The organism is Pseudomonas sp. FG47, from assembly GCF_057809115.1.
In genome coordinates this window covers 26,550-52,199 of record NZ_JBMDJI010000009.1, presented here as the reverse complement: position 1 = coordinate 52,199, position 25,650 = coordinate 26,550, and the positions used below count along the sequence as shown (strand labels likewise).

Annotated in this window: 25 protein-coding genes and 1 pseudogene; 14 read left to right on the top strand and 12 right to left on the bottom strand. The window is 66.1% G+C overall.

Annotation, left to right across the window (positions count from 1 at the left end; genetic code table 11):
* Window positions 1-4 precede the first annotated feature (4 nt).
* Together ACODS5_RS10060 and ACODS5_RS10055 are read left to right on the top strand one after the other, a co-directional pair.
* The gene (locus ACODS5_RS10060; RefSeq protein ID WP_489108548.1) at window positions 5-1,168 is read left to right on the top strand and encodes an MFS transporter; all 1,164 of its coding nucleotides are present in this window, start codon (window positions 5-7) and stop codon (window positions 1,166-1,168) included.
* Window positions 1,165-2,274: a class II histone deacetylase gene (locus ACODS5_RS10055; RefSeq protein ID WP_489108547.1), complete on the top strand. Its 1,110-nt coding sequence runs from the start codon at window positions 1,165-1,167 to the stop codon at window positions 2,272-2,274. Before ACODS5_RS10060 ends, ACODS5_RS10055 begins: the two co-directional genes overlap by 4 nt.
* Window positions 2,275-2,331: 57 nt before the next feature.
* On the opposite strand, the gene feaR is transcribed toward ACODS5_RS10055, so the two are convergent.
* From feaR to ACODS5_RS10030, 5 genes and pseudogenes are all read right to left on the bottom strand, one after another.
* Window positions 2,332-3,297, bottom strand: a complete 966-nt coding sequence (gene feaR / locus ACODS5_RS10050; protein ID WP_134690578.1) for a transcriptional regulator FeaR — start codon at window positions 3,295-3,297, stop codon at window positions 2,332-2,334.
* Between the two features lie 145 nt (window positions 3,298-3,442).
* A complete protein-coding gene (locus tag ACODS5_RS10045; RefSeq protein ID WP_489108546.1) occupies window positions 3,443-3,997 on the bottom strand; it encodes a DUF3156 family protein in 555 nt (184 codons plus the stop codon).
* On the bottom strand, window positions 3,978-5,477 hold the full coding sequence (locus ACODS5_RS10040; RefSeq protein ID WP_134690572.1) for an APC family permease: 1,500 nt from the start codon (window positions 5,475-5,477) through the stop codon (window positions 3,978-3,980). The genes ACODS5_RS10045 and ACODS5_RS10040 overlap by 20 nt, the downstream gene beginning before the upstream one ends.
* 194 nt (window positions 5,478-5,671) lie before the next feature.
* Window positions 5,672-6,181, bottom strand: a pseudogene (locus ACODS5_RS10035) (flavin reductase family protein); the annotation flags it as partial.
* Window positions 6,182-6,249: 68 nt separating this feature from the next.
* Window positions 6,250-7,419, bottom strand: a complete 1,170-nt coding sequence (locus ACODS5_RS10030) for a p-hydroxyphenylacetate 3-hydroxylase oxygenase component (RefSeq protein WP_489108545.1) — start codon at window positions 7,417-7,419, stop codon at window positions 6,250-6,252.
* A 273-nt stretch (window positions 7,420-7,692) separates the two neighbouring features.
* On the opposite strand from ACODS5_RS10030, the gene ACODS5_RS10025 reads away from it, so the two are divergent.
* From ACODS5_RS10025 to ACODS5_RS10000, 6 genes are all read left to right on the top strand, one after another.
* The gene (locus tag ACODS5_RS10025) at window positions 7,693-9,180 is read left to right on the top strand and encodes an aldehyde dehydrogenase family protein (RefSeq protein WP_134690566.1); all 1,488 of its coding nucleotides are present in this window, start codon (window positions 7,693-7,695) and stop codon (window positions 9,178-9,180) included.
* Between the two features lie 2 nt (window positions 9,181-9,182).
* Window positions 9,183-9,839 (top strand): helix-turn-helix transcriptional regulator, encoded by a 657-nt coding sequence (locus ACODS5_RS10020; RefSeq protein ID WP_489108544.1) that lies wholly within the window; start codon window positions 9,183-9,185, stop codon window positions 9,837-9,839.
* Between the two features lie 76 nt (window positions 9,840-9,915).
* Window positions 9,916-10,734, top strand: a complete 819-nt coding sequence (locus ACODS5_RS10015) for a molybdenum cofactor biosynthesis F family protein (protein WP_489108543.1) — start codon at window positions 9,916-9,918, stop codon at window positions 10,732-10,734.
* Entirely contained in the window at window positions 10,731-11,522 is a 792-nt protein-coding gene (locus ACODS5_RS10010; RefSeq protein ID WP_489108542.1) for an SDR family NAD(P)-dependent oxidoreductase, read from the top strand. The genes ACODS5_RS10015 and ACODS5_RS10010 overlap by 4 nt, the downstream gene beginning before the upstream one ends.
* Window positions 11,519-12,292 (top strand): SDR family oxidoreductase, encoded by a 774-nt coding sequence (locus tag ACODS5_RS10005; RefSeq protein WP_489108541.1) that lies wholly within the window; start codon window positions 11,519-11,521, stop codon window positions 12,290-12,292. Before ACODS5_RS10010 ends, ACODS5_RS10005 begins: the two co-directional genes overlap by 4 nt.
* Window positions 12,293-12,495: 203 nt before the next feature.
* Window positions 12,496-13,809, top strand: a complete 1,314-nt coding sequence (locus ACODS5_RS10000; RefSeq protein WP_489108540.1) for an alginate export family protein — start codon at window positions 12,496-12,498, stop codon at window positions 13,807-13,809.
* Window positions 13,810-13,864: 55 nt separating this feature from the next.
* Here ACODS5_RS10000 and ACODS5_RS09995 read toward each other — a convergent pair whose 3' ends face one another.
* Window positions 13,865-14,743, bottom strand: a complete 879-nt coding sequence (locus tag ACODS5_RS09995) for a Dyp-type peroxidase (protein WP_489108539.1) — start codon at window positions 14,741-14,743, stop codon at window positions 13,865-13,867.
* 172 nt (window positions 14,744-14,915) lie between these two features.
* Here ACODS5_RS09995 and ACODS5_RS09990 point away from each other — a divergent pair, with 172 nt between their 5' ends.
* Window positions 14,916-15,815 (top strand): bile acid:sodium symporter family protein, encoded by a 900-nt coding sequence (locus tag ACODS5_RS09990; RefSeq protein WP_134690554.1) that lies wholly within the window; start codon window positions 14,916-14,918, stop codon window positions 15,813-15,815.
* A 48-nt stretch (window positions 15,816-15,863) separates the two neighbouring features.
* On the opposite strand, the gene ACODS5_RS09985 is transcribed toward ACODS5_RS09990, so the two are convergent.
* Window positions 15,864-16,325 (bottom strand): sterol desaturase family protein, encoded by a 462-nt coding sequence (locus ACODS5_RS09985; protein WP_134690552.1) that lies wholly within the window; start codon window positions 16,323-16,325, stop codon window positions 15,864-15,866.
* A gap of 72 nt (window positions 16,326-16,397) precedes the next feature.
* Between ACODS5_RS09985 and ACODS5_RS09980 the strand changes: the two genes are divergently transcribed.
* Window positions 16,398-17,168, top strand: a complete 771-nt coding sequence (locus tag ACODS5_RS09980) for a class I SAM-dependent methyltransferase (protein WP_489108538.1) — start codon at window positions 16,398-16,400, stop codon at window positions 17,166-17,168.
* Between the two features lie 341 nt (window positions 17,169-17,509).
* Window positions 17,510-18,223: an MgtC/SapB family protein gene (locus ACODS5_RS09975; protein ID WP_489108537.1), complete on the top strand. Its 714-nt coding sequence runs from the start codon at window positions 17,510-17,512 to the stop codon at window positions 18,221-18,223.
* On the opposite strand, the gene dksA is transcribed toward ACODS5_RS09975, so the two are convergent.
* The 3 genes from dksA to ACODS5_RS09960 form a co-directional block, all read right to left on the bottom strand.
* The gene (gene dksA / locus ACODS5_RS09970) at window positions 18,220-18,627 is read right to left on the bottom strand and encodes an RNA polymerase-binding protein DksA (RefSeq protein ID WP_134690547.1); all 408 of its coding nucleotides are present in this window, start codon (window positions 18,625-18,627) and stop codon (window positions 18,220-18,222) included. The two genes, ACODS5_RS09975 and dksA, sit on opposite strands and share 4 nt — an antisense overlap.
* Before the next feature lie 84 nt (window positions 18,628-18,711).
* Window positions 18,712-20,049: a dihydroorotase gene (locus ACODS5_RS09965; protein ID WP_489108536.1), complete on the bottom strand. Its 1,338-nt coding sequence runs from the start codon at window positions 20,047-20,049 to the stop codon at window positions 18,712-18,714.
* Window positions 20,050-20,051: 2 nt separating this feature from the next.
* A complete protein-coding gene (locus ACODS5_RS09960) occupies window positions 20,052-20,612 on the bottom strand; it encodes a gamma carbonic anhydrase family protein (protein ID WP_489108535.1) in 561 nt (186 codons plus the stop codon).
* Window positions 20,613-20,802: 190 nt separating this feature from the next.
* Here ACODS5_RS09960 and ACODS5_RS09955 point away from each other — a divergent pair, with 190 nt between their 5' ends.
* From ACODS5_RS09955 to ACODS5_RS09945, 3 genes are all read left to right on the top strand, one after another.
* The gene (locus ACODS5_RS09955; protein WP_134690541.1) at window positions 20,803-21,312 is read left to right on the top strand and encodes a GNAT family N-acetyltransferase; all 510 of its coding nucleotides are present in this window, start codon (window positions 20,803-20,805) and stop codon (window positions 21,310-21,312) included.
* Between the two features lie 64 nt (window positions 21,313-21,376).
* Entirely contained in the window at window positions 21,377-23,005 is a 1,629-nt protein-coding gene (locus ACODS5_RS09950) for an MFS transporter (RefSeq protein ID WP_489108534.1), read from the top strand.
* On the top strand, window positions 23,002-24,132 hold the full coding sequence (locus tag ACODS5_RS09945; RefSeq protein ID WP_489108533.1) for an HlyD family secretion protein: 1,131 nt from the start codon (window positions 23,002-23,004) through the stop codon (window positions 24,130-24,132). The genes ACODS5_RS09950 and ACODS5_RS09945 overlap by 4 nt, the downstream gene beginning before the upstream one ends.
* Before the next feature lie 77 nt (window positions 24,133-24,209).
* Here ACODS5_RS09945 and ACODS5_RS09940 read toward each other — a convergent pair whose 3' ends face one another.
* A complete protein-coding gene (locus tag ACODS5_RS09940) occupies window positions 24,210-24,815 on the bottom strand; it encodes a hypothetical protein (protein ID WP_489108532.1) in 606 nt (201 codons plus the stop codon).
* Window positions 24,812-25,585 carry a hypothetical protein gene (locus ACODS5_RS09935; RefSeq protein ID WP_489108531.1) on the bottom strand — a complete coding sequence of 258 codons (774 nt, stop codon included), beginning with the start codon at window positions 25,583-25,585 and terminating at the stop codon, window positions 24,812-24,814. The genes ACODS5_RS09940 and ACODS5_RS09935 overlap by 4 nt, the downstream gene beginning before the upstream one ends.
* Window positions 25,586-25,650: the final 65 nt, after the last annotated feature.

Below are 25,650 nucleotides of genomic sequence, written 5' to 3'. Positions count from 1 at the left end.
CGCCATGCCCACGTTCAATGCTTTCGGCCTGCCCCCGCTGCGCTTGCTGGCCATCATCCTGTTCGCCGCCGTGGTCCCCGCCGTCCTGATGACCGCACCGGCGGTCGCCGCCCAGTACGCCAGCCAGTTGGGCCTCGGGCCGGCGCGCATCGGCCAGTTGTTTGGCGCGGAACTGGCGGCCATGAGCCTGGCCACCCTGCCCGCCTACTATTGGCAGCCGCGCTGGGACTGGCGACAAGTGGCGCGGCTGGCGGCACTGCTGTTCATCCTCGCCAACCTGGCGTCGGCATTGTGCGACGGCTTTACTCAGTTGCTGGCCCTGCGCGTGCTCAGCGCCCTCGCCGGTGGCACGCTGATGGTGGTATGCATCGCCAGTGCCGCCAGCAGCCAACAGCCGGACCGGGTGTACGGTCTGTGGGTCAGTGGCCAGCTCATTCTCGGTGCCGTTGGCCTATGGCTGTTACCGCCGTTGTTCGCCGAGGTCGGCCTGAAGGCGCTGTATCTGGGGCTGGCCCTGCTGATGGGGTTGTGCCTGCCCTTGGCCACAGCATTCCCGGCGGCGGCTGGTCAGGCCGAACGCTCTGTTCAGGCGTCCACGACGCGTTGGTTGCCCGGCCTGTGCGGGCTGTTCGCGGTGTTGCTGTTCTACACCGGGCTCAGCGCGGTGTGGACCTTCATCGGCAGTGTCGCCGCGGCAGCTGCCATCGACCCGGCTAGCAGTGGCCGCATCCTGTCGCTCGCCACCCTGATGGGCATCGTCGGCTCGCTCTGCGCCACGGCCATCGGGCCACGCTGGCCGCGCAACCTGTTACTGCTACTAGGCCTGGGCCTGATGGCCGCGGCGATCGGCCTGCTGCTGGGACGCCCGAACCTGCCGCGCTTCGCCCTGGCCGCCCTGCTGTTCAAGTACTGCTGGACCTTCGCCCTGCCGTTCATCCTCGCCTGCCTGGCCGAACACGACCGCCAGGGACGACTGATGAGCAGCGCCAACCTGGTCATCGGCGGCGGCCTGGCCCTAGGCCCGGCCATCGCCGGGCCGCTGCTCGAATCTCGCCATGGCATGCCTGCCGTATTGCTCGGCGCCATCGCCTGCCTGCTGCTGGCGCTCATCGCCCTGATGCTCGCCCGCCGCTCTCGTTCCTTCGCCACCACTGGAGTTCACCCATGAGCCGCCGTACCGCGTTTTTTTCCGATGAGCTGTGTTTCTGGCACAGCGCCGGGCTGCATGCCCTGACCCTGCCGGTCGGCGGTTGGGTGCAGCCCCCCGCCGCCGCAGGGTTTGCCGAATCTCCGGAAACCAAACGGCGGTTGAAGAACCTGCTGCTGGTGTCGGGGCTGACGCGGCATTTGCACCTGCACGGTGCCGAGCCCGCCAGCGAGGTCGACCTGTTGCGCGTCCATCCTGCCGATTACCTGCAACGCTTCAAGACCCTGAGCGATGCCGGCGGCGGCGAGCTGGGCCTGCAGGCGCCCATCGGCCCGGGCACCTACGAGATCGCCAAGCTGTCCGCCGGGCTGGCCATCGCCGCGGTGGACTGCGTGCTGCGCGGCGAGGCCGACAACGCCTATGCGCTCTCGCGCCCGCCAGGGCACCACTGCCTGGCCGACCAGGCGATGGGCTTCTGCTTCCTGGCCAATATCGCCATCGCCATCGAGGCCGCCAAGGCGCGTCATGGATTGGGCCGGGTGGCGGTGATCGACTGGGATGTGCACCACGGCAATGGCACCCAATCGATCTACGCGCAGCGGGCTGATGTGCTGACCGTCTCGCTGCACCAGGAACATTGCTACCCGCCCGGCTACAGCGGCGCCGAGGACCGTGGCGTGGGCGATGGCGAAGGCTGCAACCTGAACATTCCGCTGCCGGCCGGTACCGGGCATGCGGGGTACCTGCAGGCGATGGAACGGATCGTCTTGCCGGCATTGCAGCGGTTCGAGCCGGAATTGATCCTGGTGGCCTGCGGCTACGACGCCAACGCAGTCGACCCGCTGGCGCGGATGCTGCTGCACAGCGAGTCGTTCCGGGTCATGACACGGATGCTGCGCGAGGCCGCCGAGCGGCTTTGCGCGGGGCGCTTGGTGATGGTGCACGAGGGGGGATATGCCGAGGCGTATGTGCCGTTCTGCGGGTTGGCGGTGATGGAGGAGCTGGCGGGCGTGAGGACGGCGGTGGAGGACCCGATGCTGACGTTCATCGAGTTACAGCAGCCGGGGGCGGAGCATGGGCGGTTTGTGGCTGATTATGTAGAGAGACTGGCTGCGCGTCTGGCTTGAGATTGCTGGGGCCGCTCTGCGGCCCTTTCGCGGCATAACCTGTGGCAGCGATGAGGATCAGCGCCCTGCCATCAGGGCCATGGCCCGATAATCCTTCGGCGACTGCTCGAAGTGCTTCTTGAATGCCCGGCTGAAATGCGCCGAATCGGTGAACCCCCACTTGTAGGCAATCGAAGTGATCGATTCGCGCTTTAGGAACGGGTTGGACAAGTCGTCGGCGCTGCGCTTGAGCCGCGAACGCTGGATGTAGCGGCAGACGCTGTCGCCCTCCTCCTCGAACAGGCGGTATAGATGGCGCACCGAAATGCTCAGGCGCTCGGCCAGGTTGGCCGGGGTCAGGCCAGGCTGGCCCAGCGACTCATCGATGACTTTCTGCACATAGCCACGCAGGTTCGCGCCACCAAGTCCCGTCAGCGCCCCGGGGTGATCCTCGCCGCGCTCGAAACCCGGTGCCAGCAAGGCGATGAACGCCGATTGCAAGGCTTCGCCCTGGGTCTCGCCGTTGTCGTCGCCCTCGCGGCACAGCTGGTCCATCAGCAGGTGCAGCATGCGCCCGCAGGCATTGGTCGAGGAGATCTTGCCGAAGGTCGGCCCCGGTCCGGTCAAATGCTTGCGCACCTGTTCGCGGGACAACGACAGCGAGACATGCTCGATCAAGCCGAACGGGGTGATCTCGCAAGGCCCCACCGAATCCATCAACAGCACTTCGCCGGGCGACAACTGGATGCTGACGCCGTCTTGGGTGATCTGCGAATAACCCATGCGCTGGCTGACCAGGAAGCAGTGCTGGTCGTCGTCGCAGTCGGCGTTGTCGCCCAGCCGGCGAATATTGCCGGCGTTGGTACGCAGGTTGGCCAGGGCCAGGCCGGCGCGGTTGAAGGTGGCGATTTCGCCGATGAACAGCGAGCGGTTGAACGCCAGTTCGGTCTGGAAACGGCCGCAGACTTGCTGCATGGCGGTGGTCCAGCGCTCCAGGCCATCGGCGGCCAGGGTTGCGCTGTACGGAGAAGTGGACTGGGGCATGGCTACCTCCACACGCAACGGTTGTTGTTATGGGGTAATTGTTAACATGTTATCTATAAAGGTACAACCATGATTGCCTCTGAAAATGGCGCACACGCCCTGTGGGAGCGGCCTTGCGCCGCTCCTACAGAGGGGCGCGTTGGGTTCAGAGGGCTTGCAGGGTATGCAGCAGTATGTCGAACGCCTGCCAGAGCAGGCGCAGCTGCTCGGCGTCGAGGGGAATGTAGCGACGCAAGGCGGGCATGCGGTTGACCACCTCGCTTGCGCCCATGTGTTCCAGGCTGACCCGCCACTCACCTTCGATGCAGTCGATGAGCAGGCGCTTGAAATCCAGGGGCATCAGTGCGGCGTCAACCTCCCCAAGACGGGCCTTGAGCGCATTGAACAACGTCGGATCGCCACCCCGTAGTCGGCAGGCCAGGCCGGTGCGGCGCAATACGCCGGTATGTTGAAGTTCGACGCGTAGCGTCCCCTGGCCGCTGGCAGGCAGACGCAGGATGAACTCGCACATCACCAGGTGCATCAACAAGTGGCTCTCGGTGCGTTCACGCACCTCGATCAGCGGGCCATCCTCCCGGTAGGTAAAGCTGCGCGCATCCTCGACGCCGAGGTTGCGCGCCACCCGCGCCAGGGTCGCCCCCGGCCGGTATCCGGCCGGGGCGCGCGGCGCGCTCAGGCGCTCAAGCCAGCTTGCCGACATGCTGCACCTGCTCGCTGTGGGCCTGGCCGGGTTCGGCGGCGAATTCCTTCTCCAGCACGTCTTCGACCCTGGCTGGCTTGAACGGGTTGACCTTCTGCACGCACAGGGTCCAGAACAGCGCATAGGCCGCCGTGGCGCCCAGCATCACGGCAAAGGGCACATAGACATCGGCGGGGTTCATGCCCGGCGGGGTGATGAACCACATGCCCAGCAGGATGCCGATGCTGGAGACGATCTGCGGCAACGGGAACAGCGGCGAGCGATAGGCCCGCGGCAAGTCTGGGCGACGAATGCGCAGCAGCACCACCGACAGGGTCACCAGCAGGTACGCGGTGCTCCAGGCGCACACCGCCGCCAGCACCAGGTGCAGGATATTGTCGGTATTGCCGCCCAGGTACCAGGCATGCAGGCACGGGATCAGCGCCACCACCAGGATGCACAGCAGCGGCGTCTTGAAACGCGGATGCAGGTAGCTGAACACTTTCGGCAGCGCGCCATCCACCGCCATGCCGTAGAGAATCCGCGGCACGCCGGCCATCAGCGTGTTGATGGTCGCGGCGCCGGCGAACAGAAAGCCGATGCCCAGCCATAGCGGGCCGATATCGCCCATCACCTGTTCGGCGAAGCGCGGGATGGCCATGGGCGTATCCAACAGGTGCACGCCGCTGGCGGCGTCGAGCACCACGTTCTCCACCTGGCGCTTCATCGCCGCGCCATAGATGAACATGCAACTGGCCACGCCGAACAGGCCCAGGGCCATGGCCTTGGGCATCACCCAGGCCGAGCGCTTGAGTTCCGGGGCCAGTGGGGTGACGAACTCGCAGCCGACGAACATGAACATGGCCATGCCCACCAGCGAGAGGATGGTCATCAGGTCGGTGCCGACCAGCGATACGCCGAACGGCCCGTCCAGCTGCACCGCCGGCGCCGCCAGCAGGCCAAGCACGCCGAACACCATCAGCGTGGTCCACATGCCAAAGGTCAGCACCACTTCGGCGCGGCCGAAGGCACTGACGCCAAAGGCATTGAGCACGCCGAACACCAGCACGAAGCCGACCCCCAGCAGCCAGGAGCCGCCGGCCGATTCGGCCAGGGTGTTGAGGTGTTCGAAGTTCACCAGCGCCATTACCCCGGAGAGGATGGTCTCGGCGGTACCGGCGAAGACATGGACGATCAGGTAGGCCGAAAGCGTGCCGGTGATGGCGAAGAAGCGGCCCAGGCCGCAGTTGATGTAGTCGTACACGGAACCGGTGGTCGGCAGGATCGCCGCCGCCTCGGCGAAGGTGGTCGACTGGGCCAGCATCATCACCGCGGCGATCACCATGGCCACGGCGAAGGCGCTGCCGCCGATGCCGAAGCCCATGGTCGCGGTGAGAATCACGGGGCTGGCCATGATCAGGCCGACAGTGCTGGCCAGCGCGGTGGGGAAACCGACGCTGCCGCGGTTGAGGTGCTCGGTGAGCTTATTGTTGATTGTCATGGCTGGGCCCTGGGTGGACGAGGGAAAGATGACCGCTTGCCCGGCGCGCCGCAAGTGCTGGCGATCGCCGGGTCGTCCCTGTCACTTTGCGGCCTGCACCCGGGCGGGTCTTGCCACTGCCTGCCGCCGGTCTTGATCCGTGTTGCCAGGTGCCAGGTGCTGCAACTCTTGCGTCGAACACCTCGAAACAGTTACCCCTGCGCGCAACGGTCCAACAATGCATGGGGCATAACCCTGGAATAGGCCCCCTGGTGATAAAGCAGCGGTGAATGCCCCAGGTCGTCGAACGCCAGCACCCGGCCGATGAGAATCCAATGATCACCGCCATCGATCTGCTGGAGCTTCTCACAGCGAAAACGCGCCGAGCAGCCCGGCAACAGAGGCGCGCCCCCCTCCCCGGTCTCGTGCTCGATACCGGCGAAGCGGTCGTCGCTGGGCCGAGCGAAGGTGTTGGACAGCTCGATCTGGTCGGCGGCCAGGACGTTGACGGCGAAATGCCCGGCGGCCTCGAACACCGGATGGCTGCTGGAGCGCTTGTGGATGCTCCAGAGCACCAGCGGCGGATCGAGTGACACCGAGTTGAAACTGTTGGCGGTGACGCCCACCTTGCGCCCCGAGGCATCGGTGGCAGTGATCACCGTGACGCCGGTGGCGAAGTTGCCCAGGGCGCGGCGCAAGGCGCGGCTATCGAAAGAAATGGCCATGCAAGGCTCCTTGATTGTCGTGGGTCTGGGCCGGCGCGGTTGTTCCGACCACGGTCAGCTGTTGCGGCTCAGGTCATCGCCGGATCCGGCTCCAGGCCCATCAGCTCACGGCCAAGAATCTGCGCGCAGACGTCGTAGTCGGTGTAGGCATGGGCCCCGGTCATGTGCGCGTCGCGGAACAGCCGCTGCAATTCGTTGCTGTCGAACCAGGCGCCGCCACCGGCCGCCGCCATCAACCGGTCCACCGCCTGGATGCAGAGTTTGACCGCATAGCCCTGGTTGGTGCGCCAGAACGCAAGCTCGGTGCGGGTCGGGTACTGGTGGCGGGCACTGTAGTCGGCGATCTGCTCCCAGCTCTTTTCCAGCAACGCCCGTGCCGCGGCCACCTGGTGGGTCGACTCGGCCAGGCGCATCAGCGCCGGGGTGGCGGCGCCCACCGCAGCCCCGGTGTAGGCGCGCACGCGGTTGCGGGTCTTGTCCTTGAATACCTCGAGCATGCGCTCGGCGATACCCAGGCTCACGGTGGAGAAGCCGCTGGCGAAATAGGGCCGGTACGGGTTGAAGTAGATCGCGCTGTCCGGGTACAGGCCGAAACCTGCCGAGGTGCCTTCCATCATGTCCTTGGCCCTCTGGATACGGTGCTCGGGCACGAAGGCACGGTCGACGATCAGCGTGCGGCTGCCGCTGGCGCGCATGCCCACCGCGTACCAGTCGTCACGGATCTGATAATCGCTGCGTGGCAGCACGGCGAAGCAATACTCCTGGCCGCCTTCGCCATTGGCCCGGCGAAATCCCATGATCGCCCACTCGGCATGGTCGCAGCCGCTGCTCCAGCCCATCTCGCCACTGAACAGCACGCCGCCGTCGACCTCCTCGGCACGGCCAAAGGGGGCGATGCTGCTGCTGGCGGTGGCGTGTGGGTCGCGGCCCCAGACTTCATCCTGCAAACGTGCCGGGAACATTGCCAGTTGGTGGCTGTGGGTACATAGCAGGCTCATGGCCCAGGCAGTGCTGGCGCAGGCACCGGCCAGGGCGGCAATGCATTCGGCGAACTGCGCCAGGCTGACTTCAAGGCCACCGTAGTGCCTTGGCTGAAAAGCCCGGTGCAGGCCAACGCCTTTGAGCGCGGCAATGTTCTCGGCAGGGACCGTGCGCTCGCGTTCGGCCTGGTCGGCACGGGCGGCAATGGCCGGCAGCAGGGGCTTTAAGTCTTCGAGCAGGGCGTTTGGCTTTTTCATGGTCTGGCTCATTGTTATTGGACCTTGGCGAGCGTCGGCACGGAGCAGGCTGCCCGCCGCTGAATGCCAGGCCAGTATGGGAGCCAGCCAGGGTGTGGAAAATGCAAATTCCGCAGCTCGCATTGCACTTTTCCTCGAGTTGGCAGGCTCGGTCATGGGGGTGGCATGGGCAGACAAGAAGCCAACGCCGCTAGAGCCGTAATCTGCGGGCAACCGGGGCCGCTGTGGGCCCATCGCTGGCATGCCAGCGCATCCATTGTCCGGAGCCACGCCATGAGCGACATTGCCCTTCTCCCCGCCGTCAGCGCCTTCCTCGCCCGCGACCACGGGCTGTACATCCACGGCGAGCACGTCGCCAGCCAGGCCAGCGCTCGCCTCACGGTGTACAACCCGGCCAACGGCCAGGCCATCGCGCAGATCGCCGACGCCAATCAGGCCGACGTTGAGCGTGCCGTGGATTCCGCGCGCCAGGGCTTTGCCAGTTGGTCGCGCAGCAGTCCTGCCGCCAGGGCCTGTGTGTTGCTGCGCCTGGCCGACCTGCTCGAAGCCCACCGTGAAGAGCTGGCACAGCTGGAAACCCTGCAATCGGGCAAATTGATCGGTATCGCCCGCGCCTTCGAGGTCGAGCAGGCCGCGCACTTCCTGCGCTACTACGCCGGCTGGGCGACCAAGATCACCGGCCAGACCATCACCCCGTCGCTGCCCTCCTTCGCCGGCGAGCGCTACAGCGCCTTCACCCTGCGCGAACCGGTGGGCGTGGTGGCCGGTATCGTGCCGTGGAATTTCGCCACCATGATCGCCTTGTGGAAGCTGGCGTCGGCGTTGACCACCGGCTGCAGCATCGTGCTCAAGCCCAGCGAGTTCACCCCGCTGACCCTGCTGCGCATCGCCGAGCTGGGCAGCGAAGCTGGGCTGCCGGCTGGTGCGCTCAACGTGGTGACCGGCGCCGGTCACGTCGGCAAGGCGCTGGTCGAGCACCCCGGCACCGACAAGGTGTCGTTCACCGGCTCAGTGCCCACCGGCATCGCCGTCGGCCAGGCGGCCATGGGCGCCAAGCTGACCCGCGCGACCCTGGAACTGGGCGGCAAGAACGCCGTGGCCTTCCTCCCCGACGTCGGCCTGGACAAGGCGGTGGACGGCATCATCGAGGCCGGCTTCCTGCATTGCGGGCAGATCTGCGCCGCCGGCGAGCGTTTCTACGTCCATCGCTCAAGGCTCGAGCCCCTGCTCGAAGCGCTGTGCCAGCGCCTGGGCCAGTTGAAGATCGGCTCGCCACTGGACGAAACCACCCAGTTCGGCCCCGTGGCCAACAAGCCGCACCAGCAAAAACTCGGCGAGCTGTTCGCCACCGCCCGCGCCGAGGGCAACCGGATCGTCCACGGCGGGCGCCTGGGCGACGGCCCGGGCTGTTTCGTCGAGCCCACGGTGATCCTTGCCAACCAGGCCAGCGACACCCTGCTCAACCAGGAAACCTTCGGCCCGGTGGCGACCTTCCTGCCCTACGATGACGAGGACGAGTTGCTGCACCTGATGAACGCCTCGCCCTACGGCCTGAGCGCGAGCCTGTGGACCAACGACCTGGCCAAGGCCATGCGCCTGATCCCCGAGATCCAGGCCGGCACGCTGTGGGTGAACATGCACACCCTGCTCGACCCGGCGGTGCCGTTCGGCGGCATCAAGGCCTCCGGCATCGGCCGCGAGTTCGGTTCGGCCTTCATCGACGACTTCACCGAGCTCAAGTCGGTGATGATCCGCTATTGATCATGGCTGGCAGCGGGCAGGACCTTGGCCGCTACTGCCTGCAGGCGTTCAGCCAGCAGGTGCCGGCATCGCTGGCGGCCTTTTATCGCATCGACGCCGAGCAGCAGGCCTGCGACTTCCTGTTGCAGGACCTGCAAGCGCCCATGCATGCGCGTTACCTGGCGCACTACCGGGCCTACGACCCACTGCAGCCGAGTCGCTGCATGGCCATCGGCAGGCCGGTGGTGTCGCTGGGCCAGGGCCTGGCCTGCCTGCCCGAGGCCCAGGGGCAGACTTACCGACGCTTTCTGGCCCAGCACCAGGTGGTGGATGTGGTGGAGATCATCGCCCAGGTCGATGCGCGCCCCGTGGCTGGCGTGTCGCTGTTGCGCTGCCCGGGGCTCGGCGCGTTCCAGGCCGACGAACTGGAACGCCTGCTACCGCTGCATGGCCTGATGCAACTGGCACTGGCCAGCCAGCCGCCGGCCAGGCGGGCCCTGCCTGAACTGACGCCAAGAGAGCAACAGATCGCCGAGTTGCTGCGCCAAGGTTGCAGCAACAAGCTGATTGCCCGCGCCCTGGACCTGGGCCTGCCGACCGTCAAGACCCACCTGATCAACCTGTTCCGCAAACTGGACGTGCGCAACCGCACCGAGTTGGTGACGCTGCTGTACCTGTGACTCAACCTTCCGGTTGATACCGCCGGCCTCTGCCGCATTGCACCCTGTGAGCCTTTCAACCACAGGAGTCACCGCCATGACCAAGCACGCCGACTGGATTACCGTGGGCGCCCTCGCCGAAGGCTTCGCCCCGGACGCCTTCATCCTGCCGCAACTGGCCGACCTGTCCGGGCGCAGCCTCACCCTGCACTTCGCCAACGGCTGGGTCATCGAACACTGCTTCGAAAGCCAACGCCTGCACTGGCAGGCCGCCGATGGCCACAGCAACGGCAGCGCCGCTTATCGCGCCACCTCCGTGCGGCCAGGCATCTACCTGGTCGATTTCATCAAGCACGAAGGCGGCCAGGCCTTGTCGGTGTCGCTGGTGCTCGACACCCACACCCAGGCCTTCACCGCCGTGCTCGGCCGTTTGCCCGACCAGGCCCGCACGCAGCGCGGGCTGTACCAACTGGCCCTGGCCGGCGAGCCACTGACCGGGGTCGAGGCCACCTTCCTGCATGGCAGCCTCGACCTGCCCTGGCAGCCCGGCGCCTGCCCGCATGCGCCGACCACCGAGCTGGTGGGCCTGCGCAACCATTACCGCTACAGTCCCACCGAGGAATACGAGCACCTCTACCTCAACCCCAACCATTACAGCTGGCAGTGCCTCAAAGGCGTCGAGCAGGGCCTGTGCGACACCGACCGGGCCTACTACTACAAGATCGCCGAGCAGCTGTACCTGTTCGTCTGGTGCGAGAAGATCGTGCCGACCCTGGGCTTGGTGATGATCGACCTGGCCCAGCACCGCAGCGACGGCAAGATCTTCGGCTACCAAGGCGGTGGCTTCGATGCCTTGGCCAACTTCCCGGTCTCTTCCTATTGCCAGGTGGTCAACCGCACGGAGTACCCGCTGTGAGCCGCAGCGTGTTGATCACCGGCGCTGGCAGCGGCATCGGCGCCGCGTGCGCCCAGCGCCTGGCCCGCCAGGGCTGGCAGGTGGCGCTGGTCGGCCGGCGCCAGGCAGCACTGGAGCAGGTGGCGCTGGCCACGGAGGGCCTGGTACTGGCCGGCGACGCGGCGGACAGCGCCACCTGGCCAGGCTTCATCGGCCAGGTGCGCGAACGCTTCGGCGGACTCGATGCGGTGATCGCCTGTGCCGGTGGCCATGGTCTTGGCCGTGCTGGTGATATCGATGACGCGGCCTGGCGTGAAGCGCTGCGCAGCAACCTCGACAGTGCGTTCCACACCGCCCGCGCCTGCCTGCCACTGTTGCGCGAACGGCGCGGCAGCCTGGTGTTGCTGGGCTCCATCGCCTCGCTCGCGGCCGGCCCCGAGGTGTGCGGCTACACCACCGCCAAGCACGCCCTGGTCGGCCTGACCCGCTCCCTGGCCCGCGACTATGGCCCGTACGGGGTGCGGGTCAATTGCGTCTGCCCGGGTTGGGTGCGCACCCCCATGGCGGACCAGGAGATGCAGGCGCTGATGAACCACCACCAGGAGGACCTGGATGCGGCCTACCGGCGGGTCAGCGCCGATGTGCCGCTACGCCGCGCCGCCAGCAGCGACGAGATCGCCGCGGTGTGCCAGTTCCTGGCCGGCAGTGAGGCCAGCATCGTCACCGGCGCGGTGATCACTGCCGATGGCGGCGCCACCGTGGTCGATGTGCCGACCTTGGCCTACACCCGCCTGGCGTCACAGCCATGAATGCCCGCTACGACTTTGCCGGCAACCGGGTACTGGTCACCGGCGCGGCCGGCGGCATTGGCCAGGCCATCGTCGAGGGATTCGCCCGTGGCGGCGCCCAGGTGCTGGCCGTGGACCTCGATGAGCACGCGTTGCAGAGCCTGGCGCAGCGGCATTCGGCGTTGGGCCATGAGGTGCAGGCCCATGCCCTGGACCTGGCCGACCCTGGCGCCATTGCCAGCCTGCTGGCGAGCCTGGAACGCCTCGACGTGCTGGTCCACAACGCCGCGTATTTTCCGCTCACGCCGTTCGCCGAACTCGACCCGGCACGGCTGCGACGTACCCTGGCGGTGAACCTGGAGGCGCTGTTCTGGCTCACCCAGGGCGCCTTGCCGCTGTTCGCCCGCCAGGGTGGTGGCTGCGTGCTGGTCACCTCGTCAGTGACCGGACCACGGGTGGCCTATCCCGGCCTCTGTCACTACGCCGCGTCCAAGGCCGGGGTCAACGGTTTCATCCGCAATGCCGCGCTGGAACTGGCGCCGCTGAAGGTGCGGGTCAACGGTGTGGAGCCGGGAATGATCCGCACCCCGGCCATGGACAACCTGGGTGATGCGACGTTGAACGCGAGGATCGGCGCCGGGGTGCCGCTCGGGCGATTGGGCGAGCCGGCTGATATCGCCGCGGCGATGTTGTTCCTGGCATCCGATGCGGCGGCCTATGTCACCGGCCAGACGCTGGTGGTCGACGGTGGCGCGACCCTGCCGGAGACCTTGGCCGGCCAAGCCCTGTAAGCGACATGATTCTGTGAGAGCGGGTAAGCCCGCTCCCACAAGGGACAGCGCACTCTACATGGCGCAACCCTGGCGGTGACAGCCAAGCCGCCTGGCAGCCACGAGCAAGACCGCCGCCTGGCTTCCAGGCGCTAATACCCGCGCAACCTGCCTCCACAACAACGCGGCAACCAAGACCGCACACAACAAACGAGGATCGCTCCATGCGTCTGAACCCACGTCGCACCGCCCTGGCCGCAGCCCTGACCTTGCTGGTCCACGGCCCGGCCAGCTCGGCCTATGAACTGTACGCCGACGACGACACCCATCTGAATGCCGACCTGCTCGCCGTTTGGGGCATGTTCAATAGCCGTCACAACTACGATGGCAGGCCCGGCGGCTCGACCTGGCGCGAAGGCTTCGTCAAGTACGGGCTCAGCGGCGACCAGGGCCTGGGCAGCAACGGTACGCTGTACGGCTCGCTGCAGTGGGTCAGCTCCGGCGCCTGGGGCGATGGCGATGCCGGCGGCAACCAGGACGGCTCCGAGCGCACCACCAAGATCGAGGACGCTTACTTGGGCTGGCGCTCCGGCGCACTGTTCCCGTTGCTGGGCCAGGACGGCGTGGACATTTCCGGCGGCCGCCAGGTGATCCAGCTGGGGAGCGGCTTTTTGATCAACGATGACGGCCCCAACCTTGGCAAGGGCCCGGCCGATGGCCAGCTCAACCGTGGCGGGGGGTTCTATCTGGGGGCTCGCCATGCCTTCGACCGCACCGCGGTACTGCGCCTGGGCGGCAAGGAAGGCCTGCACGGCAGCGTGCTTTGGCTCAAGTCCGATAACCGCGCCCAGGCCGAGACCGAGCTGGCCGCTGGCACCCTGGACTATACCCACGACCTGGGCACCCTGGGGCTGACCTATATTCACGGTATCGATGTCGCCGACCAGTGGGCCAGCGAGTTCCAGAAAGCCCGTGAAGGCATGGATGTATACAGCCTGCGTGGCGAAGGCAGCGCCGGGCTGGAAAACACCCGTTTCGCCTTCGAATACGCCTGGCAGGACAAGCGCGGCGGCAGCGAGACCGCCTGGTACGGCGAGGCTGGCTATACCTTCGCCGAAGCGCCTTGGGCGCCGCAACTGACCTACCGCTACACACGCTACTCTGCGGGCTGGGACTTGCTGTTCACCGGGTTGTCCAGCGGCTACGGCACCTGGATCCAGGGCGAGGTGGCCGGCAACTACGCCGGGCCCTTCAACACCAACAGCGGCATCCACCATGTCGGCCTCAAGGCCACGCCGCGGGACGATGTCACCCTCGGCGCGCTGTACTTCGACTTCAATACCGTGCGCAGCCGCGACCACCTGAACCTGGATGCCCAGGAGCTGGACCTGTATGTGGAATGGGCGGTGACCCCGCACCTGATCGTCACCCCACTGCTGGGGCTGTTCAAGCCGCGCAAGGATCAGAGCAATGGCGGCAATCAGGTGGGTAGTGGCACTAACCTGTATAGCCAGCTGACGGTGGCGGTGCCGTTCTAGGCCGCCGCGAACCAAGCAAGGCGATGCTTGGCTCCAGCGCAGGCCATTGCTGGGTTCAGCCCAGCAGCAAGCTCAGGTCGGCGCCGTCAGCAGCCAGTGGCGGGCACCAGTAGTAGCCGCCGCTCAACGGCCGGCTGAAGCGGTACAAGCCGTCGATCACGCCATCTTCCAGCCCGCTCATGCGCCGCAGCTGCACTTCGAAGGCGTCCAGCGAGAAGCCCAGGGCAACGAATGCCAGGCCCGCGCCGCGCTCGTCGGCCCAGGCCAGCGAACGGCGTACCACGAACGCCTCGGGCTCGAAGCTCTCCTGGGCGGTACGCTTGACGTGGGCCGATGCCGGCGCGTCGTCGAGCTCTTCGTTGTCGCTCAGGCGACGACCGATGATGTTGTCCTGCTCGGCCTGAGGCAGCGACTTGAAGTAGTTCAGGTCATGCTTCCACAGCTGGAAAGCGGCGAAGCTGGAGCCGGCCAGGCCCGGCACATCGCCAGGCACGATGGCGGCGGCCACGGCGTCTTCGTCCACCGGGTTCTCGGTGCCGTCTTCATAACCGGTCAGGTCGTGGCCACCGCGATGCAGGAAGCCGTCGACGCTATCGACCAGGCGCAACGCCGGGGCCAGCAACTGGCGCAAGGCTTCGGCGCGCAGGAACAGCTCGCCGCGCTCGTCACCACGCAGCCACAGCCACAGGGCGTGCTGGGTCGCCGGGTTCTCCACCACCGCGTCCAGTTGCGGGAAACTGCGCAGCCCCGGCACTTCACGGCCCAAGGCTTTGACCAGGGGCGCGCCGATAGCGAGGATCAGATTCTGGCCGTCGACCTGGGTGATCAACTGGTCGAGTACCCCCGGCAGGGCCTCGTGCGAATCCAGGGCAAAAAACAGGTGGCGGGCATGGGCCGGCACCGGGGTGGCAAGCAGACCTTGCTGGAACGGCATGACGGGCGAATCCTCGGCAAAAGCGCGAATGCTACTGCGCCAGGCGCCTGACCGCAACGCGACGCGGGCGCACAGCCTTGGTAATAAACGGTTACCAAAGCTCGCGCATTGCAATTAGCTATCGTTCAGGCGCCGCCTACACTCGAAAAATCCTTCGCCCGAGAACCCGCCCATGACCGCCTCGCCCCTGCTGACCGCCATCCTGCCCCTGGCCCTGGGCATCATCATGCTTGGCCTGGGCCTGTCGCTGACCCTGGCCGACTTCGCCCGGGTAGTGAAGTACCCCAAGCCGGTGGTAGTCGGCCTGGCGTGCCAGATCCTGCTGCTGCCGCTGGTGTGCTTTCTGATTGCCAACGGTTTCGGCCTGGAATCGGCGCTGGCGGTGGGCCTTATGCTGCTGGCCGCCTCGCCGGGCGGCACCACCGCCAACCTGTTCAGCCACCTGGCCCATGGTGATGTGGCGCTGAACATCACCCTGACCGCGGTCAACTCGCTGATCGCCATCCTCACCATGCCGTTGTTGGTGAACCTGTCGCTGACCTGGTTCATGGCCTCCGACCAGGCCATCCCGCTGCAATTTGCCAAGGTCATGCAGGTGTTCGCCATCGTCCTGTTGCCAGTGGCGCTGGGCATGCTGATACGGCACTGGGCACCGGGCTTCGCCGCGCGCATGGAGAAACCCATGAAACTGGTGGCGGCGCTGTTCCTGGCCTTCACCATTGTCCTGGCGCTGGCCAAGGACTGGCAGACGGTGGTCGAGTACGCGCCGATCGTTGGCGGCGCAGCGTTGCTGTTCAACCTGCTCAGCCTGGGGGTGGGCTACTGGCTGCCACGGCTGTTGCGCATTCCCAAGCGCCAGGCAATTGCCATCGGCATGGAGATCGGCATCCACAACGGCACCCTGGCCATCGCCCTGGCGCTTAGCCCTTCGCTGCTGAACAACGCCACCATGGCGGTGCCGGCGGCAATCTACAGCTTGATCATGTTCTTCACCGCGGCGGGGTTCGGCTGGTGGGTCAGCCGCGGGCAGCGCGCCGCGGAAGTGGTCGCCCCACTGCCGCCGGCACCCTAGACGCCAGCCTTGCTGGCGAACCAGGCCCGCCGCCGGTAAACGTGCGCCTCAGCCGCGCCGCTGCTTCAACTGCCGCTTCAGCACGCGCAGCGGCGGCGCATAGAAGAACCCGAACGACACGCAGCCCTGGCGCCCCTTCACCGCATGGTGCAGGCGGTGCGCACGGTACAGGCGCTTGAGGTAGCGATTGACCGGTTTCGGCGCCCGCGGCCAGTGCCGGTGGAAAAAACCATCGTGGGCCAGCACATAGGCCACGCCATACCCTGCCACCCCTGCGCCGACCCACTGCAGCGGCGCATGCCCGGCCTTGCCCAGCGCCACCAGGGCCAAGGCGACAAGGCCCAGGGCAACCAGGTACAGGTCGTTGGTCTCCAGCATGCCCAGCTGCGGCTCATGGTGCGAACGGTGCAACCACCAGCCCCAGCCATGCATGACGTACTTGTGGGCCAGCGTGCCGACGCCCTCCATGGCCACCAGGGTGCCGAACAGCACGGCGAGATTGAACAACATCAGACGATCCGGGGGTTGGCAACGAAAGCGGCAAGGGTAACATTGCCGGCAGGTCATTCGGAGGGGTTTTCCATGAAGGATGTACACGCAGCAGCCAGCACCGGCTACACCCGCTACTCGGGCAACTACGAGCAAGGCCGGCCGGACTATCCCGCCGCCTTGCAGGACTGGCTGCGCCACACCTTGGGCATTGCCAACGGCACAGCGGTGCTGGACCTGGGCGCCGGCACCGGCAAGTTCACCCGTCTGCTCAGTACCCTTGCGCCGCGGTTGACGGCCGTCGAGCCGGTGGCGGCGATGCGCGCGCAGTTCACCGAGCACCTGGCGCAGGTGCCGGTGCTCGACGGTACCGCCCAGCACATCCCGGTGGCCGACGCCAGCCAGCAGGTGGTGGTGTGCGCCCAGGCCTTTCACTGGTTCGCCGACAGCGCCGCCCTGGCCGAGATGCACCGGGTGCTGGCCTCCGGTGGCCGCCTGGGCATGGTGTGGAACGTGCGCGACGAGTCGGTGGACTGGGTGGCGCGCATCACCGCGATCATCACCCCCTACGAAGGTGACACACCCCGTTTCCATACCGGGCGCTGGCGCGATGCCTTCGATGGCCGTTGGTTCAGTGCACCGCAGTTGACCACCCTGCCCCACGCCCACGTCGGCAGCCCGCAAACGGTGATTCTCGAACGCCTGCGCTCGGTGAGCTTCATCGCCGCCCTGCCCCAGGCCGAACAAGACAAGGTCATGGGCCAGTTGCAGGCCTTGATCGATAGCCACCCGGACCTCAAGGGCCGTGACAGCATCGCCTTCCCCTACCAGACCCAGGCCTACGTCTGCCAGCGCCTGGCGTAACACAATCGTCATGCGCCACGCCTTGACCCCGAGCAGGTCGAGGCGTATGGTCCGCCGCGCACTCAAGCATCCCCTCACAGGAGACCCCTGCATTGGACAGTAGCCCCAGTCGATTGCGACAGGCCCACACGGCGAGCTAGTCCGGCAGCGTCCCTGCCACTGTCTCGCCGCACACGGTAGACGGTGGTTCCCCGGCCCTTGGCGGCCGGTTCTTCCCCCTGTTTCCTCATACCTTGCCCGCTGACGGGCCGGGTCGGTGGTCCTGCGCATTCGTTGCTTTCAATCGCGCCGCCTTTGGACCGGCGCCTGAACGGGTATTCACCCGTGGAACGAGGTTCGCTATGGATTGGAAAGTCTTTCTGCTGCGCGTCAGCGTGGCCCTGCTGCTCGGCGCGCTGATCGGCGCCGAGCGTCAACTGCGCCAACGCCTGACCGGCCTGCGCACCAACGCGCTGGTCAGCACCGGCGCCTGCCTGTTCGTGCTGATGACCCAGGCGGTGCCGGGCATGGCCCCCACCGATGCCTCGCGCATCGCCGCCTATGTGGTGTCGGGCATCGGTTTTCTTGGCGGCGGCGTGATCATGCGCGACGGCTTCAACGTGCGCGGCCTGAACACCGCCGCCACTCTCTGGTGCACCGCCGCGATCGGCGTACTGTGCAGCCTCGGCCTGCTGCTCGAGGCCAGCCTGGGCAGCCTGGTGGTGCTGTGCGCGAATATCCTTCTGCGCGACCTGGCCCAGCGCCTGGACCGCCAGGAAGTGCTGCCGGCCAGCGAGGTGGAGCAGCGCTTTGAAGTGCGCATCGTTTGCCGCGCCGAAGACGAGATCCAGGTGCGCAGCCTGATGCTGCACAGCCTGAGCGACCCAGGGCTACGCCTACAGTCGCTGCACAGCGAGGACCTGGCCGACCCTGCGCGCCTGGAAGTGCGCGCCGAACTGCTCGGCACGCCGCAGGCGCCGACCCAGCTGGAGCGCCTGGTCGGCCGGGTAAGCCTGGAGAAAGGCGTCAGCTCGGTGCGCTGGCAGCTCCAGGTCCAGGGTCTGAACAGCGACTAGACGTCATCGCGCACATGCCGCTCGCGCAATTCCTGGCGCTCCTTGGCCTCGATGCACAGGGTGGCGGTGGGTCGCAGCAACAGGCGGCGCAGACCGATCGGCTCGCCGGTCTCGGCGCACCAGCCGTAGTCCCCTCGGGCCAGGCGCTCCAGCGCCTGGTCGAGCTTGTCCAGCAGCTTCTTTTCCCGCTCCAGGGTGCGCAGTTGCCAATGCCGCTCTTGCTCGGCGCTGCCGATGTCGGCAGGGTCGCTGTGCACCTCCTGTTCGCGCAAGGCACGGAAATCTTGCTCGATACGTACCTGCAAGGCTGCGCGCTGGGCCAGCAGCAGGTTGCGAAAGTACTGGCGCTGCGGTTCGTTCATGTAGGCGGTGGCGGGTTGTTGCAGCAGTTGTTCTTCAGTCATGGAAAACATCCCAAAAGCCAGGCGCCAAGCGCCTTTTCGCGGGGCAAGCCCGCTCCTACAGGGCTGCGACGCAGCCCCACGCTGTCAGCGGTCGAACAGCAATGGCAAGCCCTGGCACTGATCGCGCACCCGTCCCAGGTGCCAGGCCAGTTGCCCCGACACCACCGTGCTGCGCACTACGTGGTGGAAGCTGCGCTGCTGGAATGGAGTCCAGCCGCAGCGCGCCAGCACCGGGTCGTCGGCTGCCGGACGCGGCGTGGTCAGGCGCTCGACCAGGGCGAAGTCGGCCCAGTAGCCCTCGCGCAGAAAACCCCGCTCGCGAATGGCGAACAGCTCGGCCACCGCGTGACTGGTCTTGCGCACCACCTGGGGCATGCTCAACACCCCCTCACTGACCAACTCAAGCGCTGCCGGCAGCGCATGCTGCACCAGCGGCAGTCCGGCCGGGGCACGGGTGTAGACCCGGCGCTTTTCCTCCAGAGTGTGCGGCGCATGGTCGGTGCCGATCACGTCGATCAGGTCGCAGGCCAACGCCCGACGCAGGGCATCGCGGTCGCTGCCGGTCTTGACCGCCGGGTTGCACTTGAGCAGATGCCCAAGGGTGGCGTAGTCGCTGTCGTCGAACAGCAGGTGATGCAGGCACACTTCGGCGGTGATGTGTTTGCCGGCCACAGGCCCCGGCTGGAACAACCCAAGCTCTCGGGCGGTGGTCAGGTGCAACACGTGCAGGCGCGTGCCGAAACGCCGGGCCAGCTCCACCGCCAGGCTGGATGAGCGGTAGCAAACCTCGGCGTCGCGGATCAATGGGTGCGCCGCCGGCGGAATGAACTCGCCGTGGCGGCTGCGCCACCAGCCCTCGTTTTCGAGGATGCTCGGGGTGTGCTCGCAATGAGCCAGGACAATGGTCGGCGCATAGATGAACAGCTTCTCCAGCACCTGTGGGTCGTCCACCAGCAGATTGCCGGTGGAGGCGCCCATGAACACCTTGATCCCGGCCACTGCGCAGGGGTCGAGGGCGGCGATGGTGTCGAGGTTGTCGTGGCTGACGCCGAAGTGGAAACCGTAGTTGGCCCTTGAGCCGGCGGCCGCGCGCCGCTGCTTGTCGGCCAGGGCCTCTAGGGTCAGGGTCGCGGGCTGGGTGTTGGGCATGTCCATGAAACTGGTGATGCCACCTGCCACCGCCGCCCGCGACTCGCTGGCGATGCTGCCTTTGTGCGGCGCGCCCGGCTCACGAAAATGCACCTGGTCGTCGATCATCCCCGGCAACAGCCAGGCCCCTGCGGCATCGAGCTCCAACGCCGCCTGGACGTTGCCGAGGCTACCGGCGATCCGCTCGATGCGGCCATTGCGCACCAGCAGGTCGGCTTCGAATTCGCGCCCCTCATTGACCAACCGGGCGTTGCGCACCAACAAGTTGTTCATCGTCAGAACTCGTTCTGCAGGGCCTTGTAGCCCTGGACCAGGTCGATGTTGGTGCGTGCCACGTCCTCGGAGAACTCCGCAGCCGATACGCTGACCGGCGGGTAGCTGGTCAGGTCGGTGTGCGGGCCGATGTGCTCGGTGGGCGGCACGTAGAAGCGCGGCGGCAGGTCGCGGCCGTCGACCACCGAGTTGTGCCGCACCACGCTGCCGTCGCCGACCTTGCAGTTGAACAGCACGCTGTTGAAACCGATGAACACCCGGTCGCCCACCTCGCAGGGGCCATGCACGATGGAGCGATGGGCAATGGAGCTGTACTGGCCGATGCGCACCGTGGCGCCGGACTTGGAATGGATCACCACGCCATCCTGGATGTTGGAGTTGGCGCCGATGACGATCGGCTGCATGTCGCCACTGGCGTCCACCTCGTCGGCGCGGATCACTGCGTAGGGGCCGACGAACACGTTGTCATGGATGATCACCTTGCCGCAGATGATGGCGGTGTGGTCGATGTAGGCCGACTCGGCGATTTCAGGGAGATGGCCGGAGGGGTTCTTGCGGATCACGGGGGCGGTCCTGGGCAAAAGGAAGAGCCTGGATGTTACGTTATAACAATTACATTGCAACACCCTTGCACTAGGATCTGGCACACTCGGCCCTTTGTAGGAGTCGGCCTTGCCGGCGCCATTCACCCTGTGGCCTGGTTCGCCAGCAAGCTGGCTCCTACCCCTCAAGTCTCACAACCAGGCCTTTACCATGCGCATTCGTCCCACCCTCACCCGCGACGTAGCCCTGCTGCCCGCCCTCGAGCGTTCGGCCGCCCAGGCCTTCCGGCAACTGCCGACCCTGGCCTGGCTGGCCGACAGCGCCGTCATGGCTGAAAGCGACCACCTGGCGTATGTCAGCGCCGCCAGCAGTTGGGTCGCGGTGGATGAACTGGACACCCCGGTGGGTTTTCTCTGCGCGACGGTCGCAGGCGACGCCCTGCACATCGACGAGCTGTCGGTGCGCCTCGAGGCCCAGGGCCATGGGCTGGGGCGGCGCTTGCTCGACCAGGCCGGCGCATACGCCCGCCAACACGGCCAGCGCTGCCTGACCCTGACCACCTTCGCCGAGGTGCCCTGGAATGCCCCGTTCTACCAGCGCTATGGTTTCGTCTCGCTACCCGCCCGGCAACTCGACGCGCGCCTTTCAGCCGTGCTCGCCGCGGAACTCGCCCACGGCCTGCAGAACCGCTGCGCCATGCGCCTGTCGCTCACCCTGTGAGCTGCGGTTTCCAAGGCCCCGCCTCTCACGTAAAGTCAGCTGACCTGCGGTAACGGACAACCCGATGGATAAATTCGCCCCTCGCCAGTGGCTGCCCCACGAAAAGCCCAGCCTGCCCGGTTCGCCTTCCACGCCCCTGCACGCACCGGCCAAGCGCCTGGCCTTCGGCGTGGTCGGCCTGCTGGTGGCCATCACCGGTGGCCTGGGCAACGCGTTGGTGGTGGCCAACCTGCCGTTCCTGCAAGGCGCCCTGGGCGCCACCAGCGCCGAGATGGCCTGGCTGCCGGCCGCCTTCGTGATGACCAACGTGTCGATGAACCTGCTGCTGGTGAAGTTCCGCCAGGAGTTCGGCCTGCGCGCCTTCACCGAGGTGTTCCTGGTGCTCTATGCCCTGGTCACCTTCGCCCACCTGTTCGTCAACGACCTCAACTCGGCCATCGCCGTGCGCGCCGCCCACGGCATGGTCGGCGCCGCGCTCAGCTCGCTGGGGTTGTACTACATGATCCAGGCCTTCCCCGCCCAGTGGCGGCTCAAGGCCATGGTGTTGGGCCTGGGCGCCTCCCAGCTGGCGGTGCCGTTGGCGCGGATCTTCTCCGAGGATCTGCTGCAGATCGCCGAATGGCGCGGGCTGTACCTGTTCGAACTGGGCCTGGCGCTGGCGGCGCTGGGTTGCGTGCTGCTGCTCAAGCTGCCACCGGGCGACCGCTTCAAGACCTTCGAGCCGCTGGATTTCCTCACCTTCACGCTGATGGCCAGCGGTACCGCCCTGCTCTGCGCGGCGCTGTCGCTCGGGCGCATCGACTGGTGGCTGGATGCGCCGTGGATCGGCGTGGCACTGGCGGCGGCCATCACCCTGATCTTCTCGGGGCTGGCCATCGAGCATAACCGCAGCAACCCCCTGTTGATGACGCGCTGGCTGGGCAGCGGCGCGATTATCCGCCTGGCCCTGTGCGTGATCCTGATCCGCATGGTCACCTCCGAGCAATCCACCGGCGCGGTGGGTTTTCTGCAGGCGCTGAACATGAGCAGCGAACAGATGCGCACGCTCTACGCGATCATGCTGCTGGGCGCTATCGCCGGGCTGGCCAGCAGCGCCCTGACCATCAACCCCGCCCACCTGGTGCTGCCGCTGTTCATCTCGCTGGCGGCGATGGCCACTGGCGCCTTCATGGACAGCAGCTCGAGCAACCTCACCCGCCCTGCGCAGATGTACCTGAGCCAATTCCTGCTGGCCTTCGGCAGTACTTTCTTCTTCGGCCCATCGATGGCCCTGGGTATCAGCCATGTGCGCGCCAACCCGCGCAACCTGGTGAGTTTTTCGGTGCTGTTCGGTATCTGCAACAACCTCGGCGGGCTGATCGGCTCGGCGCTGCTGGGCACCTTCCAGACCCTGCGCGAGAAGTTCCATTCCAGCACCCTGGTCGAGCAGCTCAGCAGCCTCGAACCCCTGGTCGGCGCGCGAATCCAGGGCGGCGGCGCCAGCTATGCCGGGGTCATCGTCGACCCGGCGCTGCGCAACGAGGTGGGCATGCGCCTGCTGGCCAACGCGGCAACCCGCGAGGCCAACGTGCTGGCCTACAACGATGTGTTCATGCTGATCGGCGTGATCGCTATCCTGACCATGATCTGGATCTTCATCCGCAGCCTGTACCTGCGCTACCTCAACTCCACCAGTGGTGCCCCGACCCGATGACCCAGGAAACGCCAACGACCACCACAACCGCCATCGCCGAAACCCCGGAGGGCAGCTCGCCACCCAGCGAGCCAAGCAGCCCGGCGCGCACCCGGCGGGTACGCCTGCTGTCGTCGCTGAGCTTCGCTGCCGTGGCCCTGGCTGGCATCCTGCTGGTGCTCTATGCCTGGCGCCTGCCACCGTTCAGCAGTGCCATCGAAAGCACCGAGAATGCCCTGGTACGCGGCCAGGTGACGATCATCGGCCCGCAGTTGGGGGGCTATATCGTCGAGGTGCCGGTGCACGACTTCCAGTTCGTCAAGCAAGGCGACCTACTGGTGCGCCTGGATGACCGCATCTACACCCAGCGCCTGGCCCAGGCCATTGCCCAGCTCAAGCAGCAGCAGGCGGCGCTGGCCAACAACCTGCAGCAACGCAATAGCGCCGAGGCCACCATCGCCCAGCGCCAGGCGGCAATAACCGACGCAGCCGCCCAGGCCGACAAGGCCCGCGCCGACTTGCAGCGCAACCAGGCGCTGGTCAGCGACGGCTCGGTGTCGCGCCGCGAACTCGACCTCAGCCGCGCCAGCCAGGCCGCCGCCATCGCCAGCCTGGCCCAGGCCAAGGCGGCGCTGGAGATCGCCCGCCAGGACCGCGAAACGGTGATCGTCAATCGCGCCGCCCTGGAGGCTTCGGTGGAGAACGCCAAGGCTGCCGTGGAGCTGGCCCGCATCGACCTCGACAACACTCGGGTCAAGGCCCCGCGCGACGGCCAGCTCGGCCAGATCGGCACTCGCCTGGGCGCCTACGTCAACCCAGGCGCGCAGTTGATGGCGCTGGTGCCCGACACCCTGTGGGTGATCGCCAACATGAAGGAGACACAGATGGCCAACGTGCGCATCGGCCAGGCGGCGACCTTCACCGTCGATGCGCTCAACCATCTCAAGCTACGCGGTCATGTGCAACAGATCTCGCCAGCCACGGGTTCCGAGTTCGCCCTGCTGCAAGGCGACAACGCCACCGGCAACTTCGTCAAGATCGCCCAGCGCATTCCGGTGCGCATCACCGTCGACGCCGACCAGGCCGATGCCCGGCACCTGAGGCCGGGGATGTCGGTGGTGGTGAGTATCGATACCCGCGAACGATGATAGTCCTTGGCCGTCACGATCACTGCTCGTTAGCGCTTATCGCCTAGCTTTGTGCCCGGTATGGCAAGACGCGAGGTTCAGCCATCCTGTCCGTCATGTATTTGCGGCTGCGCAATGAACGATGTGAGTTTCAAGAGTGTGTCCTGGGTGGATACGATGAAATCACCCAGGTCACTTTCCCACCAGATGCAACTGACATGCTCCGACAGGTCGCAGACTTCTAGGGGTTCGCTCTTAGGGTAAGACATATCATCCCAGGCATCTTTGATCGCTTGCGGCGAGCCGTCCTTTAACCTGTAGGCGTAGATCCGCAGCAACGGTGTCGATGTTGCCAGAGAAACTGGATCGGGCTGGTTGTTGCCACGACGGTTTTCCTTGAGCAACGATGGGTCCGTCAACACCCTGAACTGGATCGCGACCTGCTGGATATCGTCAGTGCGGGTATAGACCAGGTTGGCGTTGAGCAAGGGCAGAAAATCCCATGACCATTTACTTGTAGGTGACGTATACGAGCGGCATGGACGATCAAAATCAATCGGATTCCAATACCAGAAATTGGCACCAAACTTGGCCGCCAAACTGTCCAGCGTCATCAGCAGCCGACCATAATAGCCCGCCAGCAATCGGTGGGCGCCTTGAACTTGTCTGACCAGCGCGGCTGCCTCATTTTGAGTGATTGTCACGGTTGCATGCCCTCATCCGTTGTGACTGCCGTTATGCGAATATCCACCCCCATGCCGCGCCCATCCAGGCACGCCGGCCAACATCGCAGAGCATCTAGTGCGCAATGTAGATCGCCAAGCCTGAGCGCCGGAGCAAGCAAGTCTCTGAAGGGCAAGGCCTCGACGCTCATGCCGAACAGGCGAAATGCCTGGAGCCACTCGTCATACACCCTCGCATCCCGGCCCTGGGACCGAGTGCTGTGCGCCACCAGATCCTTATGCAGCGCCTTCCACTCCCGACATACCACGCGCAGCTGGCGATCAGCGTATTCGCTCTGCAAGGTCGCGACCCACTGTTTCCATCGAGCAGGATTGTTCCCTAGTGCGAGCAGCACCGTTTGCTTGGAGTCGTCATCCTGTAAATACAGAGCCTGCAGCTCGGCACGCCATTGAGCGAGTGACTGTTTTCCTCCTGCCGGTGGTTTCACTTCGACCAGAATCCTGTGCTGGGTGTACTCGATGACGACATCCGGTTCAACGAATCCACCTCCCTCCTTGCCCAACTTCGGCCAGAACGCGATATCCTCCAGAGGACCCAATGCCTGGGCGATTTCCTGCCCCAATAGCAAAGTGGCGAAATGTGCTTGAGCCTGATCTGACAAGTACGGCATTCGCCCGAACAAAACGGCGCTGAGCAAATCCTCACGTCGGCGGAATACTTCGCGCCAGCTCAACGATTGTCCATCCAGCCCCACTCGCCCTGCCTTCCCATGCAATATTGCGGTCAGCATCGTTTTCCTCGTTGATACAACTTACTCGGGGGCTTTGATCCTTGCGATCAAACAGAAGGGGGCAT